General features: G+C 47.4%; 14 protein-coding genes, 1 tRNA gene and 2 pseudogenes. 4 read left to right on the top strand and 13 right to left on the bottom strand.

Going from position 1 to position 17,471, the window contains the following annotated elements; all coding sequences use genetic code 11:
* Window positions 1-58: 58 nt before the first annotated feature.
* Window positions 59-670, bottom strand: a complete 612-nt coding sequence (locus tag ACFX4U_RS16895; protein WP_313507882.1) for a DUF2238 domain-containing protein — start codon at window positions 668-670, stop codon at window positions 59-61.
* 289 nt (window positions 671-959) lie between these two features.
* On the opposite strand from ACFX4U_RS16895, the pseudogene ACFX4U_RS16890 reads away from it, so the two are divergent.
* Window positions 960-1,754 (top strand): annotated as a pseudogene (locus ACFX4U_RS16890) (integrase core domain-containing protein); the annotation flags it as partial.
* Between the two features lie 466 nt (window positions 1,755-2,220).
* On the opposite strand, the gene ACFX4U_RS16885 reads toward ACFX4U_RS16890, so the two are convergent.
* The 7 genes and pseudogenes from ACFX4U_RS16885 to ACFX4U_RS16855 form a co-directional block, all read right to left on the bottom strand.
* Entirely contained in the window at window positions 2,221-2,595 is a 375-nt protein-coding gene (locus tag ACFX4U_RS16885) for a GtrA family protein (protein ID WP_380218646.1), read from the bottom strand.
* A 15-nt stretch (window positions 2,596-2,610) separates the two neighbouring features.
* On the bottom strand, window positions 2,611-3,552 hold the full coding sequence (locus tag ACFX4U_RS16880) for a WxcM-like domain-containing protein (RefSeq protein WP_313507881.1): 942 nt from the start codon (window positions 3,550-3,552) through the stop codon (window positions 2,611-2,613).
* The gene (locus tag ACFX4U_RS16875; protein ID WP_313507880.1) at window positions 3,542-4,483 is read right to left on the bottom strand and encodes a glycosyltransferase family 2 protein; all 942 of its coding nucleotides are present in this window, start codon (window positions 4,481-4,483) and stop codon (window positions 3,542-3,544) included. The genes ACFX4U_RS16880 and ACFX4U_RS16875 overlap by 11 nt, the downstream gene beginning before the upstream one ends.
* A 5-nt stretch (window positions 4,484-4,488) precedes the next feature.
* The gene (locus tag ACFX4U_RS16870; RefSeq protein WP_313507879.1) at window positions 4,489-5,604 is read right to left on the bottom strand and encodes a DegT/DnrJ/EryC1/StrS family aminotransferase; all 1,116 of its coding nucleotides are present in this window, start codon (window positions 5,602-5,604) and stop codon (window positions 4,489-4,491) included.
* Window positions 5,605-6,001: 397 nt separating this feature from the next.
* Window positions 6,002-7,864, bottom strand: a complete 1,863-nt coding sequence (locus tag ACFX4U_RS16865) for a hypothetical protein (RefSeq protein ID WP_313507878.1) — start codon at window positions 7,862-7,864, stop codon at window positions 6,002-6,004.
* Between the two features lie 235 nt (window positions 7,865-8,099).
* Window positions 8,100-9,190 (bottom strand): annotated as a pseudogene (locus ACFX4U_RS16860) (IS3 family transposase).
* A 154-nt stretch (window positions 9,191-9,344) separates the two neighbouring features.
* Window positions 9,345-9,420 (bottom strand) — tRNA-Phe (locus ACFX4U_RS16855).
* 183 nt (window positions 9,421-9,603) lie between these two features.
* Between ACFX4U_RS16855 and ACFX4U_RS16850 the strand changes: the two genes are divergently transcribed.
* Window positions 9,604-10,449: an AraC family transcriptional regulator gene (locus ACFX4U_RS16850; RefSeq protein WP_131407159.1), complete on the top strand. Its 846-nt coding sequence runs from the start codon at window positions 9,604-9,606 to the stop codon at window positions 10,447-10,449.
* A gap of 37 nt (window positions 10,450-10,486) precedes the next feature.
* Window positions 10,487-11,092 carry a LysE family translocator gene (locus ACFX4U_RS16845; protein WP_313507877.1) on the top strand — a complete coding sequence of 202 codons (606 nt, stop codon included), beginning with the start codon at window positions 10,487-10,489 and terminating at the stop codon, window positions 11,090-11,092.
* Here ACFX4U_RS16845 and ACFX4U_RS16840 read toward each other — a convergent pair.
* The 5 genes from ACFX4U_RS16840 to aspA form a co-directional block, all read right to left on the bottom strand.
* Window positions 11,089-11,664 carry a transcriptional regulator gene (locus ACFX4U_RS16840; RefSeq protein WP_200552090.1) on the bottom strand — a complete coding sequence of 192 codons (576 nt, stop codon included), beginning with the start codon at window positions 11,662-11,664 and terminating at the stop codon, window positions 11,089-11,091. The two genes, ACFX4U_RS16845 and ACFX4U_RS16840, sit on opposite strands and share 4 nt — an antisense overlap.
* A gap of 47 nt (window positions 11,665-11,711) precedes the next feature.
* Window positions 11,712-13,403: a protein-disulfide reductase DsbD gene (locus tag ACFX4U_RS16835; protein WP_380218645.1), complete on the bottom strand. Its 1,692-nt coding sequence runs from the start codon at window positions 13,401-13,403 to the stop codon at window positions 11,712-11,714.
* The gene (cutA, locus tag ACFX4U_RS16830) at window positions 13,379-13,702 is read right to left on the bottom strand and encodes a divalent cation tolerance protein CutA (RefSeq protein WP_305737313.1); all 324 of its coding nucleotides are present in this window, start codon (window positions 13,700-13,702) and stop codon (window positions 13,379-13,381) included. The genes ACFX4U_RS16835 and cutA overlap by 25 nt, the downstream gene beginning before the upstream one ends.
* Window positions 13,703-13,786: 84 nt before the next feature.
* Window positions 13,787-15,088 (bottom strand): anaerobic C4-dicarboxylate transporter, encoded by a 1,302-nt coding sequence (locus ACFX4U_RS16825; protein WP_305737312.1) that lies wholly within the window; start codon window positions 15,086-15,088, stop codon window positions 13,787-13,789.
* A gap of 112 nt (window positions 15,089-15,200) precedes the next feature.
* Window positions 15,201-16,637: an aspartate ammonia-lyase gene (gene aspA / locus ACFX4U_RS16820; protein WP_017459200.1), complete on the bottom strand. Its 1,437-nt coding sequence runs from the start codon at window positions 16,635-16,637 to the stop codon at window positions 15,201-15,203.
* A gap of 337 nt (window positions 16,638-16,974) precedes the next feature.
* Here aspA and ACFX4U_RS16815 point away from each other — a divergent pair, with 337 nt between their 5' ends.
* Window positions 16,975-17,445: an FxsA family protein gene (locus ACFX4U_RS16815; protein WP_020456207.1), complete on the top strand. Its 471-nt coding sequence runs from the start codon at window positions 16,975-16,977 to the stop codon at window positions 17,443-17,445.
* Window positions 17,446-17,471 lie beyond the last annotated feature (26 nt).

Below are 17,471 nucleotides of genomic sequence, written 5' to 3'. Positions count from 1 at the left end.
GGATCCCCGGAGTATAGGCGGCGAATACCGTTGGCTCCAGTCTTCGCCGCGATTTGTCTTACATGTTGAGCTGGCGTTTGTGCCAGTGTCCCAGAACCAGCACCGTAGTCAGCGCACCAAGTAGAGCGCAGAACATATCCGACTGGGTATCCCACGGATCGCCCTGGGTGCCGAGAAACTCGTCTGCGCCCTGGCCCATTGCCAGCGCTGCCCACCACTCAATGAGTTCATAGGTGGCGCTAATTGCCAGCGCAATGCAGCAGACGATAAAGTCGAGCATCTTCCCGCCCCGCACATATTGCCCGCGCAGCAGTATTTCTCTGGCAGCAAGCGCCGGCACAAGCCCCTGAAAGAAGTGACCAAGTTTGTCATAGGGGTTACGGCTCAGCCCTAAAAGATGTTGCACATCAAAACCAATAGGGACTTTCGCGTAGGTATACATTCCGCCGACCATCAGAATAATGGTGTGGAAAAAGATCAGCACATACAGCAGCGATGTCAGCGGATAACGGTGCCTGGTAACGAGCAACAATGGCACGACAATCATGACCGGAACCACTTCCATCAGCCAGGTTACCCGGTCTTTGGCAAACCAGCCGGTATAGATAAGGATCACTAACAGCACCAGCGCCGCCGCAGACAGCGAGGCGCGATTTACGCTCTTAACCATAGGAATATCCGTTTCAGGAAAAAAGACACTATTGACGCGATCGCATGGAAAAACAAGGCGCTGCGATTTTCCGCAGAACAATGTGGTGTGCTACAGCACGCCTCGTTTTGACAGAATGCAGAGGCTTACACCTGTAACTCGCTGACAAATTGCGTAAGTCGTACTGTAAGCACACTGCTTAACCAGACCATTCACTTTCAGAGATCTCCCGACATACTGATTGTGTCCACTAAAGAGATCGCCATGTTGTAAAGCTCGGTTTACCTGGTGTCAGATTATCGCCATTCTGATGTCTGTTGCGGCCGGACGCGTGTCAAAGATATCCGTCGTGAGGTCGGGATCGCTGAAGACACGTACTACAACTGGAAGGCGGAATATATTGGGATAGAAGCAGCTGATATTAAAAAGATAAAAGATGTGGAAGACGAGAACCTACGCCTCAAATAGATGTTTGCCGATCTCAACCTGGAAAATAGAGTGTTAAAAGACGTTGTAGAAAAAGCTTTCGAACCAACGATAAAATGTGAACTTGTCGGCCATCTGAAAGAGATTTTCAATGAGTATATGGCAGTCCTGTAGGGTAGAGTCGCTGAGCAAGACCGTGTATTTATCAGTTGGATATCTGGCGCGGCGAATCGAATAACTGGGTACTCACTGCCGACGCCGGGAGCGCTTAACCAGAGCGAGGTTGGCATGATGATTTGCTGTGTGGCAGATGCTTCCGGACCTTTAATGAGATGAATAACTTTAATCGTGAGGCCTGACGATTGAGTTCGATTTGAAGATTCCGGCACAGTGAGGTGTATACGTTCCGGACAGAATAGTGGCAAAGTGCTCTTATCCACTGAAAATGCGGATGGATAATTACCTTAAACAGGTATCACTGTCTCAGGCCCTTTGGGCAGAAGAACATGTCTTAATACCAGATTTATCAGACCGGGAAAGCCGACACAGAATCCTTCTGTAAAGAGTTTTAACCAGGCATACCGGACGAAAATTCTCGATTTTTACTGGTCAGAATAACGTTAAGGTAAGGGTAATCACGAAGCACTGGCTGACAGAATATAACAGCGAATGGCATCATTAATCTCTAAATGAGCTGATGCCGGAAGAGTACGATACTAGCTGATGGCTGAAAATCCGGAAAACTCAAAAACTGCGTAGAACTAAAGTGGTCTAGTTACAGTCTGTCTTACGACCTCGTACACTACGTTGGTTCACCAATTTTCCTGGTGCTCGCTTGCCGGGGAAATAATGGCGTCAGGTCATTAGAAATATATGCTGAGTGCATAAACAGATCTTCAGTATTTGATATGTGATATTACTGAACTAAACATAAGATTCAATTCGAGTTCAACAGAATGTGGCTACTTGTGTCGAATAATAGATCGCAATTCAATGGGTATTTCATTGCTCTAAAAGTAAAGAACCCGCCTTTTAGGCGGGTTCATAAAATAAGTGATGCTAGATGTGGAATAAACTTGGGGAGAACTTGGATGTATAATCCCGTCAAAAGAGCCTTGAGCTTAAATTGATATAAACAATGAGTGTTATTGTCTTCCGACAAAAACAAATCGAGAAAGAACGAATGTTAAAGGAATAGTCAAAATGATAGATACTATAGGGGCAATTTCAGGAGCCAACTTAAGCTCAGAAACCCAGAGCCAAACTATAAATAGTCCAAAAAAATACTGAAATACATAAACAAAAGGATAAAGAATAATCGATTTTATTCCCTTATGCGTGGCAAAGACAAAAAAGCGATTAAGAATAAAAGATAAAATCACGCCTGATATATAAGCAATACTGTAACTTATCTTATAATTAAGGAAGCGAAGTGAGATTAAATAAATGGCATATGTAAATGCAGTATTTATCCCGCCAGACAGAATGAATCGAAAAAATGAATTATTTTTCACAAGCATGAAGTGATCATCAATTTAGTTTGGTCTTTTAACAGCAATAAATTCATCATAATCACGAATGTAGTCTTTCGCATCATAATAATCCGAGGCGAAAGCCAATAGGATGGCATCAGATGAATAACGATATTGAATGCCCCAAGTTTTAGGGGGGAGATAGATACCTATGTTGGGAGCATTAAGAACAAACTCCTGGCGGTTCATGCCATCATCGGCAACAACATGAATAACACCCTTTATTGCGACCAAGAATTGATGGCATTCATGGTGAGCATGCTCGCCTCGAGTTTCTTTTGTCGGTACATCGTAAACAATGAAGTAACGTTTGGCCTCGAAAGGGATTGAGCGTGAGAATTCACCAACGGAAAGACAACCTCGCATATCTGTTACGACAGGAAGATTATGAATCGTCACGCCACGCACCGCAGTCTCAATGATTTCTTGGTTAACCACGGTATTTTCTTTTTTAGTATCATTAGTTGAAACGGTGTCAACATAACCAACAATTTTGGCCGGGTTGCCGATGACAATGGCGTTTGGTGGGACTGAACGAGTCACTACGGCACCAGCACCTATCATCGCATTTGAACCTATCGTAATTCCATGAAGGATTGTGGAGTTTGCGCCCAGCGATGCGCCTTTTTTAATCGTTGTACGCGCGAATTGCTCGGGATACATTTTGCTGCTCGGAAATTTATCGCTAGTAAAAGTAACATTAGGTCCTATAAATGCATCATCTTCGATAGTGATACCATCCCATATCTGAACACCGCATTTCAATGTTACCCGATTCGCAATGATAACGTCACTTTCAATGAAGACATTATCACATATATTACATTCACTACCAATTTGTGCGCCAGGTAAAATATGAGTAAACGCTCCTACATGAGTATTTTCCCCAATATTATGTGATTCACAGATTCCTTTTTCATGAACAAAAAATTTCTTATTGGACATTTTTACCTCTAAAATGATCAATTTTCATAGGAATAGAAATGGGACGGTTCTTGGTATTTTCATAAGTTCGCCATGCATACGATCCTATAATCCCAATACCCAGCAAATTGAGACTTGAGAAAAACAATATAGTGAAAATTGTCATGGAGTAACCAGGTAATGTAATAATTCCAAGTATTCTGGAAATTAAAACAAAAATGCCAAACAGTCCGGCTAATATAGTTCCTATAGCCCCAGCCCTGACCAGTAATCTAATCGGAAGGTCAGTAAAAGAAAACACGCTGTCCATTAAATAAGTTATTTTTTTCCGTAGTGTCCATGCCGATTTTCCGTGTTGTCTTTTCCTTCTCTTATACGAAACAACCCCCCGATTAAATCCAATCCAGAATAATTGTGAAATTAACGAACTATGTCTTTCTTCCAGTGTAAGTAGAACATCTCTGAATTGCTTGTTACAGGCAAACATATCAACTCCGCCTGTTGGCATTTCGGGAATAACATACTTTTTATAAATCCACCAAAAAATTTGGGAAGATAGTTTTGATAATAAAGGATCAGCACGTGATTCTCTTACACCTACAACAACATCCAGATCTTCAGTAAGTAGTTTTTTATTCATTTCTAATACAAGTTCAGGCGGCTCTTGCAGATCGGCTGCCATGACTGCGAAACGTTCCCCCGTACTTAACTGAAGACCTGTTCGTGTGGCAATAAATGAGCCAAAATTACGGGACAGGAGTATTAGTTGTGATTTAAATTGCCTATCGGCAAGTGATTTTTTTAATATTTGATATGAATTATCCGGGCTGCCATCGACAACAAAAATAACTTCCAGTTCTTCTTCAAGGTCATTATTTATGTTACTAATAGAGTCTAATAATTCCGGAAGAGAACCTTCATTTAAATAAACTGGTATAATCAATGATAACAAGGCAATTACCCTCTTTTAAAAAAATCACAGACTGTACTGATTACTCTATGAATATGTGTTTCATCCATTCCCTGATAACAAGGCAATGATATAATTTTCTCACAGACTCTTTCAGTCCTAGTCAATTTTATTGAGCTACTATAGTTATAGGCTGATTGCAGATGGTCTGGTACAGGATAGTGTATGTCGCAACTTACGCCATTATTTTTTAAGTAAACAGCTAGCTCATCTCTCTGTTCCGATTGGATAACATACAAATGCGCGACATAGCCTTCATCTATTGAAGTAGGAAGAACAATCGGTAATTTTTGGAACGCGTTATTATAACGTTGCGCAATTTGTCGTCTTTCTTCGTTGGATTCGTCAAGAAAAGGTAGCTTTGCTCTTAAGAAAGCAGCTTGCAATTCATCCAGGCGGCTATTTTGACCATCTTTAACGGTAACATGATATTTTTCTGTCCATCCATACTGACGTAAATTCCTTGCGTTAACCGCAAATTCGTCATTAGAGGTTACAATTGCTCCACCATCACCAAGTGCGCCGAGATTTTTGGTCGGATAAAAGCTAAAGCAAGCTACATCGCCAAATGTGCCGGCATGACGCTTATTGCTTTTTGCTCCATGGGCTTGAGCACAATCTTCAATAATCATTATTCCTTTTTCCTTAGCCAATGCCGCAATTTCTTTTATCGCTGGTGATAATTTTCCATATAAATGAGTAACAATTACGGCCTTAGGTTGATAGTCCAGGGCTGCGACAAAATCGGAAAAACTCATTGTTAATGACTCAGTATCAATATCTACATAAATTGGTTCTGCGTCTACGGCATATATAGCGGTACTACTATAAAAGCCTGCATTTGCTGTAGTTATAACTTTATCACCACTGCTTACACCTACTGACTTTAGAGCAATAGTTAACGCATCTGTTCCATTCGCGACAGAGATGCAATGCTTAATATTTAAATAATTAGCGAACTCCTTTTCAAATTCATTGACTTCATTCCCAAGAATATACCAATATGAGTTTATAACTTTCTGAGCAATACTGGATAAATCAAATTTTGAGTTGACACATGATGTACTGAAAAATGGCACATTAATATTTGTTTTATCATTCATGATGATTTACCTGAATAGACGTTATTTTTTAGGTGTGATTTAACTTAAGGTGTGAGAGAAATGAATTTCTCTTTCGCTGCGCTTGCATAGAAAAAAGTATCTTCAGGAATCAAATAGATATGTGGTCAAGAAACCACGCTACCGCCCCAGGCTCTTCAGCTACCCGCGCACTGTAATTTTGTAACACAATGTAAAATCTGAAGTTGCATTCTTGCGAATATGATACCCCCCAAAAAACTCAAATCAATAATTTGATCGCCAATTCAGGACGTTAAACGTGTATATGCCGAATAAATTTGCGCATTCTGTACATGATGCCTAGTGGCATTTTTTTGAGTATCATTTGTCACAATTGGTTATACGCCTCTACTTTATCTGCCTTTTACGCTGTAAGGCGTTATCCACATTTATGAGGTACAACATGCAGCTTTTCGGTTTGTATGAGTTCAAATATTACGGTCAGTTTCAGACGTTTGCACTCGTCTGAATAAACTATCTTGTTCGTCATGACTGAATTATTATCATAATTCTTAAAACCATAACCCAGCGCTTTTTCCTGTACTGAATCTATCAGTTGGATACCGGTCATGGCATAGAGATTCATAGCGTAGAATTTTTTCTGTGCGGCATTAAGTTTTGCAATAAATTCTTTCTCTGCAATATCACGAGGAATAAAAATAGCAGCATCTTTTTTCTCTATTTTATTATCATCCATATATTTCTTGATTTCAGAATAAAAAGTATAAATGCTCCCTCGCTCTCTTAATTCATAATACTGTTGCTTTTTTGGTTCATGGAATAAATCGTATTTATTTCCTGAAACATTTGATACTGTCATATATGGCCTAATTATCACCGTAGTTAATACTGTCTTCAAATTACCAAACGTTACTTTTTGAAGAGATGATATAGGTAAGAAAAAGAATGAGGTTATGAATAAAGATGCGAGTACTGTAACTGTTCCTAATAATTTCCTTAACTCCATACTTCTTTCAAGTGAATAAAGTGCGAAGTCATTATAATAACTGCTACACATAATAAATGCGATAACTATCATTACAGAGAAATAGCCTTGCACGAAATAATATTTATCACTATAGCCAAAACCACTGAAAATATTAATCACGATATAAATCGTGAATATAGTTGCAAGAGTTGCAAATAACATTTGTACGGCAATTATTTTTTTATTTAATAAATAAATACCTAAAAATACAACTGAAAATACTATAAATGAATTTTTATATTTATTATCTTCTGCTATAAAGTTTGAAAGACTCTTAAAATTTATATTACCGAAGTTTATATTGCTATTTACTCCATAAGAGTAGTTGAAAAATTTCTGATAAAATAATAAAAAAATCAGCAAGCTAATGCAGGAAACATAGAATTTTAAATTTCTCGAGTCCTTAAGAAACAAGACAGAGTAATAGATGCAAATAAACGCAAAGCCAGTAGATAGTTTACCAGCGCACAGCAAAATGGCGACAAAACTTAAAAATAGATAGTCAAAAGAAGTGGTTTTTTCTTTTAATAAGATCGCATATGCTTTCAGCGAAATCATGATTAGCAGAAAACTTGTAGCCCATAGGGCATGGGAGCCGATGACGTGCCATGTACCTATAAATGAGGGGATAAATATTATGGAACCCCATAATATGAAATTTTTATTTTTTGAGAGGGATGAAACAAAAGATATGCAAGTTAGATTCAGCATTAAGGCCTTTGTATACACCATAAATCCATATCCATCATAAGCATCTAATCTGGATATTGAAATAAGAGCTGCATCTATATAATGACTAAGCAAATGATAGGTTGTTAATGGGTGCCCATCTAAAGCAACACTTGGATAGCCCCAATTAATAATGCTTCGAATTAAAGAAGTATGAAATGCAGTATCCTGATGCCACGTATTCAATAAGTCTGCATCAATCCATGGCGAAAATCTGACATATACCTGCATGCCTGGTTCGAAGCCAGCAGTTGTAAATAGAGAAAAGAATGTTAATGCAAGAGAGTAATAAATATTATGGCGACTAATATTAATTTTAGGTGATTTGTTTGAATTCACATATGTGTATATCCAAATGATGGCACCGAAAATAATAATGTAAGTCACCAGTTTCAATGGGGATAAGAATGGAAATGCCAGTAAGGAATATCCTGCCCATATTATAGATGAAAAGTATATTGTTAAAAAGACCAGACCCTTATCATCAGATCCTTTTGCTGTAATAGGCGCATCAATCATTTTCACCCGTTTCCAAATTTATTTTTTAATTTGAACATTCCATATGGAGATGTTATTTATGTTAAAGACATAAAATTATAGGATGAAGGATGGGCAAAGTCAATTGCTGTGCAAATATTGATAAGTGTATTAATTTTATGGGAGATGTGTGTTGAGATAGATGCATTACTGCAATTCGGATAATTTATATAAATTTCATATATAGGCATATTTTAAGCCATCGACTGTAAATAGACCCGTATTAGTTCCATGCATATTTTGAGATCCCGGCCAGATAATTTTTTAGTCGGTATTCCTCATGTGTCAGATTGGTCAGTGATTCATGTGGACGTACGCAGTTATATTCCGACAACTATTTTTCCGTTACTTCCCGTACTTCATTCAGTGTTCTGAAAGATAAAAATCGAGTATTTCCGTTCGATATGTTCGGTTAAAGTGTTCTATAAAAGCATTCTGCGTTGGTTTGCCCGGCCTGATCAATTCCAGCTTTACGGTATGCTTTTCTGCCCATTCGGCAAGCTTTAGAGAGATAAATTCCGGACCATTATCCATGCGAAGCGTGACGGGATCTCCCCGGCTGGCTGCGATCCTGTCGAGTACACGAACTACTCGCTGGGCTGGCAGATTCAGGTCGATTTCAATCGACAACGCCTCACGATTAAAATCATCAACGACATTGAACGTACGAAAACGGCGACCGCAAATCAGAGAGTCGTGCATGACTGACCAGCTCTGGTTTAACGCTTCCGGTGTAGCCAACGGTACCGGATTACGCACAGGCAGACGCTGTTTACCTTTGCGGCGAAAATTCAGCTTCAGCAGACAATAAATTCGGTGGATCCTTTTATGATTCCACGGGTATCCCTGCCGCCGCAGAATCTGAAATAACTTTGGGAAACCATATCGTGGATACCTTTCGGCGGCAGCCTGTAATGCGAAAATAACGGGCTCATCACGGGTGGTATCTGGGCGGTAATGGTAAACCGTTCTGCTCAGATTCAGACTCCGGCAGGCCTGACGAATACTGAGTCCGAATGTCGTTATCCGATGAGCTACCAGCCCACGCTTTAAAGTTTTTTCGATAACATCTTTCAGTGCCCGGTTCTCAAGCCTGAGATCGGCAAACATCTCTTTGAGACGGTGGTTCTCATCTTCAGGATCCTTTATCTTTTCAATATCAGATGCTTCCATGCCGCCTTATCTGGATTTCGAGTTGTAGTAAGTCGCCTCAGAAATACCGGACTCCCGGCAGACATCCTTAACAGTACGTCCTGTTTCGACTGTCTTAATCACGGTGATGATCTGGTGCTCAGTAAAACGGGCTTTACGCATGGCGATCTCCTTCGTTGGCAGATTGAGTATGCCGGAAGATCTCTAAATGTGAATGGCACTATTATGCGGATGCTTACACAAACCGGCTCGATGAGAAATCGACTGGAACAGTGAAAAGCAAAAACCCAGCCATAGGCTGGGTTCTCTGAAGAAGTGGTGCCCGGACTCGGAATCGAACCAAGGACACGGGGATTTTCAATCCCCTGCTCTACCGACTGAGCTATCCGGGCAACGGGGCGCATTAAACCTTAATCGTATTAAGGCGTCAACTTTATTTCCTTCAATTCTATCCAGTTGCTCAACTTTGCGGCAATCTGCGCATTTGCACGGCACAAAACGACCCTTGCACAAATCTTCCAGACTTTTACCTTAAGGAGATGAATGCTAACTACCGGTGGCACGTTGGAGGCGATATGGCGAAAGACTGGCTGGAACTGCGGCAACACGCGGATACGGGAATTGAAACCATCCGCGCCCATTTTGAAGGGCACGCTTACGATCCGCACTGGCACGACAGCTATCTGGTGGGCATTACGCTTTCCGGGACGCAGCAGTTTCACTGTCGGCGGGAGCGCCACCGTAGCACGCCGGGCGATGCCTTTTTGCTGGAGCCGGGCGAGATCCACGATGGTGATGCCCCGGTAGAAGGCGGGTTTACCTATCTGACCTTTTACCTTGATGATCGCTGGCTCAGCGACACGTTACGCGGCCTGTATGAATCGGTCCCATCCAGCTATTCACTGCATTTTTCCCACACTATCGCCAGGGAACCGCAACTGATCCGCGCGATTGCACACACCTTTTACGCCCTGCACAGCGAAGAGATGCGCATCGTCCAGCAAAGCGCCATGGATGGGCTGCTCAGCCAGCTTACGCACCATTGCCAGTGGCGCAAACGGCTGCCGTCGCAGTTGCAAAGTACAGCCATTGCTCACCGTGCGCGTGATTATCTGCATGCGCACATTGGCGACAACGTTGGCCTTTCGGATCTGGCGCGGGAAACGGGAACCGATCGCTTTACGCTGACACGCTGTTTTAAACGCGAGTTCCATTTAAGCCCGCACGCCTGGCTGATCCAACTGCGACTGGCCACCGCACGTTCGCAACTGGCGAAAGGGGAGACGCCAGCAGGGGTTGCTGCCGCGCTGGGATTTGCCGATCAAAGCCATCTCGGGCGCTGGTTCCAGCGCGCGTACCGTCTCTCTCCTGCGCACTACCGCAGGCTGTGCACAAATCTTCCAGACGACGACGGCAAATAACGCGACAGTCTAAGGCTCATTAATAAGGAGCCTGCCTGTGAACCTGTTTTATAGCTATCTGCCATTTTTACTCTTCGCCTTTGTGGCATCGATTACGCCTGGCCCAACCAACATTTTGATCCTGACCAGCAGCCAGCGTTTTGGCATCAAAGCGACGTTGCCTGCGGTGGTGAGCGCCTGCGTGGCGGCCAGCCTGATTGTGTTTATTTCCGGAGCGGGCGCGGGTGAAGTACTGCGCAGTTATCCACTGGTGCGTGAGGCGATGAGCTGGGCGGGGGCGTTGTGGTTAAGCTGGCTGAGCTGGCAATTATTTACCGCGCCCGCGGCCGATTTGCAGGGCGAAGCGCAGAGACCGTTTAGCGGCCGTGCGGCAGCGATGCTGCAATTGATTAACCCGAAAACCTGGATGATGGCGCTGGCGGTGGTCAGCCTGTTTGCCCCGCACGGCGCGCATCCGCTACGCGAGGTGTCGTTGCTGTCGCTGTGGTTTTTGCTGATCTCACTGCTATGCCTGAGCGCGTGGACGTTGCTCGGCAAGGCGGTCAACCGGCTGTTTCGCACCACCACATCGCTGCTCTGGTTTCAGCGTGTGATGGCACTGTGCCTGTTACTCTCCGCGTGGGCGGGATTTCTGGGCGCTTAGGTCAGCGCGCCGCCCTGGCGGCAGCGGGCAAAGCGCAGAATATCTTCCGCCAGCCGCTGGGCCGTATCAACATCGGCCTGGCTGCGGTTAACCAGCATCCTGCTCAGACAACCCTCCAGCACCAGCTCCATCTGCTTCGCCACCATCGCCGGATCGTCCACTTCTAACTGCGTCAGCAACTGATGCGAGAAGTCATGGGCGTCGCGCTTTTGCTGATCGGCAAGCTGGTGGATCGGGTGCGCCGGATCCGGGAAGAAGGTGCAGGCGGCAATAAACAAACAACCTGGATAGCGGTTATTGCTCACGCACTCAGTGAGCGCGCCGTAGCGCGCCAGCAGTTTTTGCTCATTGCTGAGCGTTTCGTCTAACAGCAGTTGCCTGCGCCAGACATCCACCTGCTGGCTGAGATAACGCAGCGCGTCATACAGCAGCGCCTCTTTGTCTGGCCAGAAACGGCGGAACTCATCGATGGGATAGTCGATGCGCTCGGCAACCATTTCAAGAGTGGTGTCCGCAATCCCTCTTAATTCAAGTAATTGCAAAGTTTGACTCAAAACGTCTTCGCGTTGCACGGTGATATCCTCCGTTATCTGAAGATCATTCCCCCACAAAGTGTTGTTTACGGGGTGCGATTGCGCAAATGCGCGGCGAACGCGGCGGCGTCCATAAACCCGGTCACCCGCGCTGCCGGTTGCTCATGGCCTTGCGCGTCGAAAAACAGAATCGTTGGCAGACCCAGCACATTGAGATGGCGCAGCAGCGCGGCGTCCTGCGCGTTGTTGGCCGTTACGTTGGCCTGCAATAACACGGTATCTTTCAGCGCAGCTTGTACGTGGGCGTCGCTAAAGGTGTACTTCTCAAACTCTTTACACGCCACGCACCAGTCGGCGTAGAGATCCAGCATCACCGGGCGGCCGTTGGCCTGCGCCAGTGCCTTGTTCAGGTCGTCGACGGTCGAAACAGGCGTGAACGCCAGCGGCGAGTGCGTCTGCGCGGTGGGGACACCAAACGCCCAATCCTGTAACGGACGCGCACAGACCAGCGCCGCGCCGAGCAGCGCGATTTGCAGCACGCGGACAAACGCACGCTTCGCACCCAGACTGGTGATAAATGCCCAGCCGAAAAACGCCACGCCGAGCAGCGACCACAGCCGCAGCCCCCACGTTTCACCGAGCACGCGCTCCAGCAGAAAGACCGGCAGGGCGAGGATCACAAAGCCAAAAGCGGTTTTGATCTGCTCCATCCACGGCCCGCTTTTGGGCAGTAACCGGTTACCGAAGACAGTCACGAGGATCAGCGGCAAGCCCATGCCCAGCGCGTAAAGGTAGAGCGTACCGCCGCCGAGCCACAGGTTACCGCTTTGCGCAATATAGAGCAGGATGGCGCTTAACGGTGCGGTGGTGCAGGGCGAACAAATCAGCCCGGCTATCGCGCCCATGGCAAACACTCCGCCCACGGAGCCGCCCTGCTGGCGGTTACTCCACAGGGTTAAACGGGTCTGCAGCGCAGAAGGAAGCTGTAAGGTAAACAGGCCGAACATTGACAGCGCCAACAGCGTGAACATTACCGACAGGCCAATCAGCACGTACGGGTGTTGCAGTGCTGCCTGGAATGATAAACCTGCTGCCGCGACCACCAGCCCCAGCGCCGTATAGGTAAGCGCCATGCCTTGCACGTAGATAAACGCCAGCAGCAGCGCGCGCGGTGTGGCAAGACGCTGTTTTCCGCCAAGCACAATGCCGGAAATCAGCGGGTACATTGGCAGCACACACGGCGTAAACGCGATGCCGATGCCGATCAACACCGCCCACAGCGCAGAGAAGGGAAGCTGGTTTGCAGTGGTTTCCTGCGGTGCGGCCGGTGGCGCATTTACCGGTGTAGCCGCCGCGACTTCCATCAGCGGCACCACTTTGGTTTCCGGCGGATAACAGAACCCGGCATCGGCGCAGCCCTGGTAAGTGACGGTCAGCGTCGCGCCTTTTGCCGCCGCGTTGATATCGAGCGGCAGGTTCAGGCGTTTACGGTAGATTTCCGTTTTGCCGTAGAACTCGTCTTCATGCATCTCCCCTTTGGGCAGCGTTAACGTGCCAATAGTTGCTTGCGCCGGGGTGACGTGAATTTGCTGGCGATAAAGGTAGTAACCCTCTTTAACCTGCCAGTTGAGCGTTAAATCGTGCTGATGCTGCTGAAAATCAAAGGTAAACGCCTGGTCGGCGGGTACAAAACTGGAGCGACCGGGCGCGTCGAATAAGCCCGCAAAAGCGGTGGTGCTGCACAGCAGCAGGATCAGCGTAAAGATGCGTTGAGCCATGAGAGGTAATCGTAATCTCCGTGGGTGACGGGTAAAGCCAGTAATTCCGGGGTCTTGTAAGGATGGTGCGATTTGATGCTGGCGAAGAGGTCTTCGAGATGTGCGACGTCGGTTTTAAGCAGCAGTTGCACTTCATACTCTTGTTCGAGTTTGCCTTCCCAGTAATAGAGCGAGGTCGCGCCCGGCAAAAGGGTGACACAGGCAGCGAGCTTATCTGCCAGCACTTTGGCCGCCAAATCCTGGGCGGTGGCTTCATCCGGGGCGGTGCAGAGTACAACAACGGCGTCAGGCGTGTTCATCGTCAACCTCGTAAGCGCGAAAGCAACGACTATACCACGCGAAGTGAGAGGATCGGGCCGCCGGGCGACCCGATTTTAAGACCTTTACAACAAGATACCGCCGAAGACAAAGCCCAGCATGACGCACAGGGCGATGGCGATCACGCCGGGAACGAGGAACGCATGGTTAAAAACAAACTTGCCGATGCGCGTTGAGCCGGTGTCATCCATTTCGACCGCTGCTAACAGGGTTGGGTAAGTTGGTAGCACAAACAGCGCGGAAACGGCGGCAAACGACGCAATTGCCGTCAGCGGGGTGACGCCGAGCAGCAGTGCGGCAGGCATCAGCGCTTTGGTGGTCGCGGCCTGGGAATAGAGCAGCGTTGCGGCGAAGAACAGCACCACCGCCAGCAGCCACGGGTAGCTGTGCAGCAGATCGCCCGCCACCATCTGGATATCTTCAATATGGTGTTTCACGAAGGTATCGCCGAGCCACGCCACGCCGAGCACACAAATACAGGCGCTCATACCGGATTTGAAGGTGCTGGCGTTAAGGATTTCGCCGGTGTCGATTTTGCAGGTCAGGCAAATCAGTGTGGCGATAGTCAGCATAAACACCACAATCGCTTCGTTACGCGGCAGCACCGGGTTGGTGATTAATCCAACGGTCGGGCTGATGGCGGTGGCGTAGAGCATGACCGCGACAATACCAATCAGGAACAGCAGCACCGAGCGTTTGGCATGCGGCTTCATGGCAAAAACCTGGCTGCCGCGCAGCTTCACTTCGCCTTTTGCCAGGCGCTCCTGGTACACCGGATCATCTTTCAGCTCACAGCCGAGGAAGTTACAGACCACCGCCGTCAACATGACGGCAATCAGCGTCACCGGAATACAGATTGCCAGCAGTGTCAGATAGCTGACGCCAAGCGGTTCGAGGATGCCCGCAAAAAAGACCACCGCCGCGGAGATGGGCGATGCGGTAATTGCAATTTGCGAGGCGACGACAGCAATCGACAGCGGACGCGACGGGCGAATGCCTTGCTCTTTTGCCACTTCGGTGATCACCGGCAGCGTGGAAAACGCGGTGTGCCCGGTGCCGGCGAGAATGGTCATAAACCAGGTGACCAGCGGCGCGAGAAAGGTGATGTACTTCGGATGGCGGCGCAGCATTTTTTCCGCCAGGCTCACCAGATAATCCATCCCGCCCGCTACCTGCATGGCAGCGATAGCGGCGATGACCGCCATAATAATTTCTATGACATCGAAGGGAATAGCCCCGGGTTTGATTTGAAAGAACAGGGTGAGAACCAGTACACCAAGGCCACCGGCAAAACCAATGCCGATGCTGCCTAATCTGGCGCCAAGGTAGATAGCAATCAGGACGAGGACAAGCTCTGCAGCAAACATAGTTGGCTTCCTTGTTTAACTAAGTGATATCGAATTGTTATAGTTTAGTAACCATCCAAAAGAAAAAGGCACGTCGCTCAGGACGTGCCTTTTGTCTTTCTAACCGTCGGAATTACTGTTCGCTTTCATCGGTATAACGCTTCGCTTTATAAGCCGGGTGCATCAGGTTTTGCGCAGAGAAGATGTCATCCAGCTCTGTTTCCGTCAGCAGGCCGCGCTCCAGCACGACTTCACGCACGCTCTTACCGGTTTCGGCGCAAATCTTGCCAACGATGTCGCCGTTGTGGTGACCGATAAACGGGTTGAGGTAGGTGACGATGCCGATGGAGTTGTAGACGTAGCCTTCGCACACTGCTTTGTTGGCGGTAATGCCGTTGATGCATTTTTCCAGCAGGTTGTAGCAGGCGTTGGTCAGAATATGCACCGACTCAAACATGGCCTGGCCAATCACCGGCTCCATCACGTTCAACTGCAACTGTCCCGCTTCGGACGCCATGGTGACGGTGGTGTCGTTGCCTATCACTTTAAAGCACACCTGGTTCACCACTTCCGGCACCACCGGGTTCACTTTCGCTGGCATGATGGAGGAACCCGCCTGCAACTCCGGCAAGTTGATCTCATTCAGCCCCGCGCGCGGCCCGGAGGAGAGCAGGCGCAAGTCGTTACAGATTTTGGAGAGTTTCACCGCCAGGCGTTTCAGCGAGCTGTGCACCATCACGTAGGCGCCGCAGTCGGAGGTCGCTTCAATCAGGTCTTCCGCCGGAACCACCGGCAGGTTGCTTACTTCCGCCAGTTTTTGCACGGCCAGTTGCTGGTAGCCATCCGGGGTGTTGAGACGCGTACCGATTGCCGTTGCGCCAAGGTTCACTTCCAGCAGCAGTTCGGCGGTACGCAGCAGGTTTTTGGTTTCTTCATTCAGCAGCACGTTGAAAGCGTGGAACTCCTGACCGAGGGTCATCGGCACCGCGTCCTGCAACTGGGTGCGGCCCATTTTCAGGATGTCCTTGAACTCCACGGCTTTGTTTTCGAAGCCTTCGCCGAGCTGTTTGATGGCATCAACCAGTTTAACGATGGAGGCGTACACCGCGATGCGGAACCCGGTCGGGTAGGCGTCGTTGGTGGACTGGCATTTGTTAACATGATCGTTCGGGTTGAGGAACTGGTATTCACCTTTCTGATGGCCCATCAACTCAAGACCGATGTTTGCCAACACTTCGTTGGTGTTCATGTTCACGGAGGTACCCGCGCCGCCCTGATAGACGTCTACCGGGAACTGGTCCATGCATTTGCCATTGTTGAGGACCTCATCACATGCGGCAACGATAGCGTTGGCGATACTTTTCGGGATGGTTTGCAGCTCTTTGTTCGCCAGCGCTGCCGCCTTTTTCACCATCACCATGCCACGGACAAACTCAGGAATGTCGCTAATTTTGCTGTTGCTGATATAAAAGTTTTCAATCGCTCTCAGAGTATGCACGCCGTAGTAGGCATCCGCTGGCACTTCCCTGGTACCTAACAAGTCTTCTTCGATACGAATGTTGTTTAACATGTGAACCTTCTTTTTCAAGCTACGAATGAATACACCAAACACACAATATTAATGTGGTTATGTGTCTTTTTCGACCGACGATTATCCCCTTAATCGGCCGGATGTCTGAAATTATATGCTGAAGGAAAGGAAATGCCGTAATCGGGATCACTTATTATCCCCGTCAATGCATCATAATTAATAATATGTGAAATAAGTCACCGCTTCGTAACAGGCAAAAATTTACGACCGCCGCGAAATTGAATTTTCCGCATTTGCCACCATTTGGTAGGGATGCGATTTGCAAACCCATTTCGGCAGACGCTCTGACGCGGCTGTCCATTAACAGGAGAAGCCAGTGCGCTGGATACCGTTTATTGCAGTCTTTTTATACGTTTACATCGAGATCTCAATCTTTATTCAGGTCGCACATGTTTTTGGCGTATTGATGACACTGATTCTGGTGATCTTCACCTCGGTGATTGGCATGTCGCTGGTACGCAACCAGGGATTTAAGAACTTTTTGCTGATGCAGCAGAAGATGGCGGCGGGCGAAAGCCCGGCGGCGGAGATGATCAAAAGCGTTTCGCTGATTATCGCTGGCTTGTTGCTGGTGCTGCCGGGGTTCTTTACCGACTTCCTGGGTCTGCTGTTACTGTTGCCGCCGGTGCAAAAGCACCTGACGCTGAAACTGATGCCGCATCTTCGTTTTTCGCGGATGCCGGGCGGCGGGTTTGGCGCGGGCGGTGCTGACGGGCAGACATTTGAGGGCGAATATCAGCGCAAAGACAATCCGCGCGATCGTCTGGATAACAAAGACGATCGCTAATTTCTGACGCCCGGCAATGCCGGGCT

This window comes from Kosakonia sp. YIM B13588 (assembly GCF_042788165.1).
Lineage (GTDB): Bacteria > Pseudomonadota > Gammaproteobacteria > Enterobacterales > Enterobacteriaceae > Kosakonia > Kosakonia sacchari.
The sequence above is the reverse complement of the archived record's forward strand: the minus strand, read 5'-3'. Positions and strand labels throughout refer to the sequence as shown.

Bases quoted from the DNA above. Each gene is read 5' to 3' on its own strand.
- ACFX4U_RS16895 (WP_313507882.1), bottom strand. From the start codon at position 670: ATGGTTAAGAGCGTAAATCGCGCCTCGCTGTCTGCGGCGGCGCTGGTG.
- ACFX4U_RS16885 (WP_380218646.1), bottom strand. From the start codon at position 2,595: ATGCTTGTGAAAAATAATTCATTTTTTCGATTCATTCTGTCTGGCGGG.
- ACFX4U_RS16880 (WP_313507881.1), bottom strand. From the start codon at position 3,552: ATGTCCAATAAGAAATTTTTTGTTCATGAAAAAGGAATCTGTGAATCA.
- ACFX4U_RS16870 (WP_313507879.1), bottom strand. From the start codon at position 5,604: ATGAATGATAAAACAAATATTAATGTGCCATTTTTCAGTACATCATGT.
- ACFX4U_RS16850 (WP_131407159.1), top strand. From the start codon at position 9,604: ATGGCGAAAGACTGGCTGGAACTGCGGCAACACGCGGATACGGGAATT.
- ACFX4U_RS16835 (WP_380218645.1), bottom strand. From the start codon at position 13,403: ATGGCTCAACGCATCTTTACGCTGATCCTGCTGCTGTGCAGCACCACC.
- cutA (WP_305737313.1), bottom strand. From the start codon at position 13,702: ATGAACACGCCTGACGCCGTTGTTGTACTCTGCACCGCCCCGGATGAA.
- ACFX4U_RS16825 (WP_305737312.1), bottom strand. From the start codon at position 15,088: ATGTTTGCTGCAGAGCTTGTCCTCGTCCTGATTGCTATCTACCTTGGC.
- aspA (WP_017459200.1), bottom strand. From the start codon at position 16,637: ATGTTAAACAACATTCGTATCGAAGAAGACTTGTTAGGTACCAGGGAA.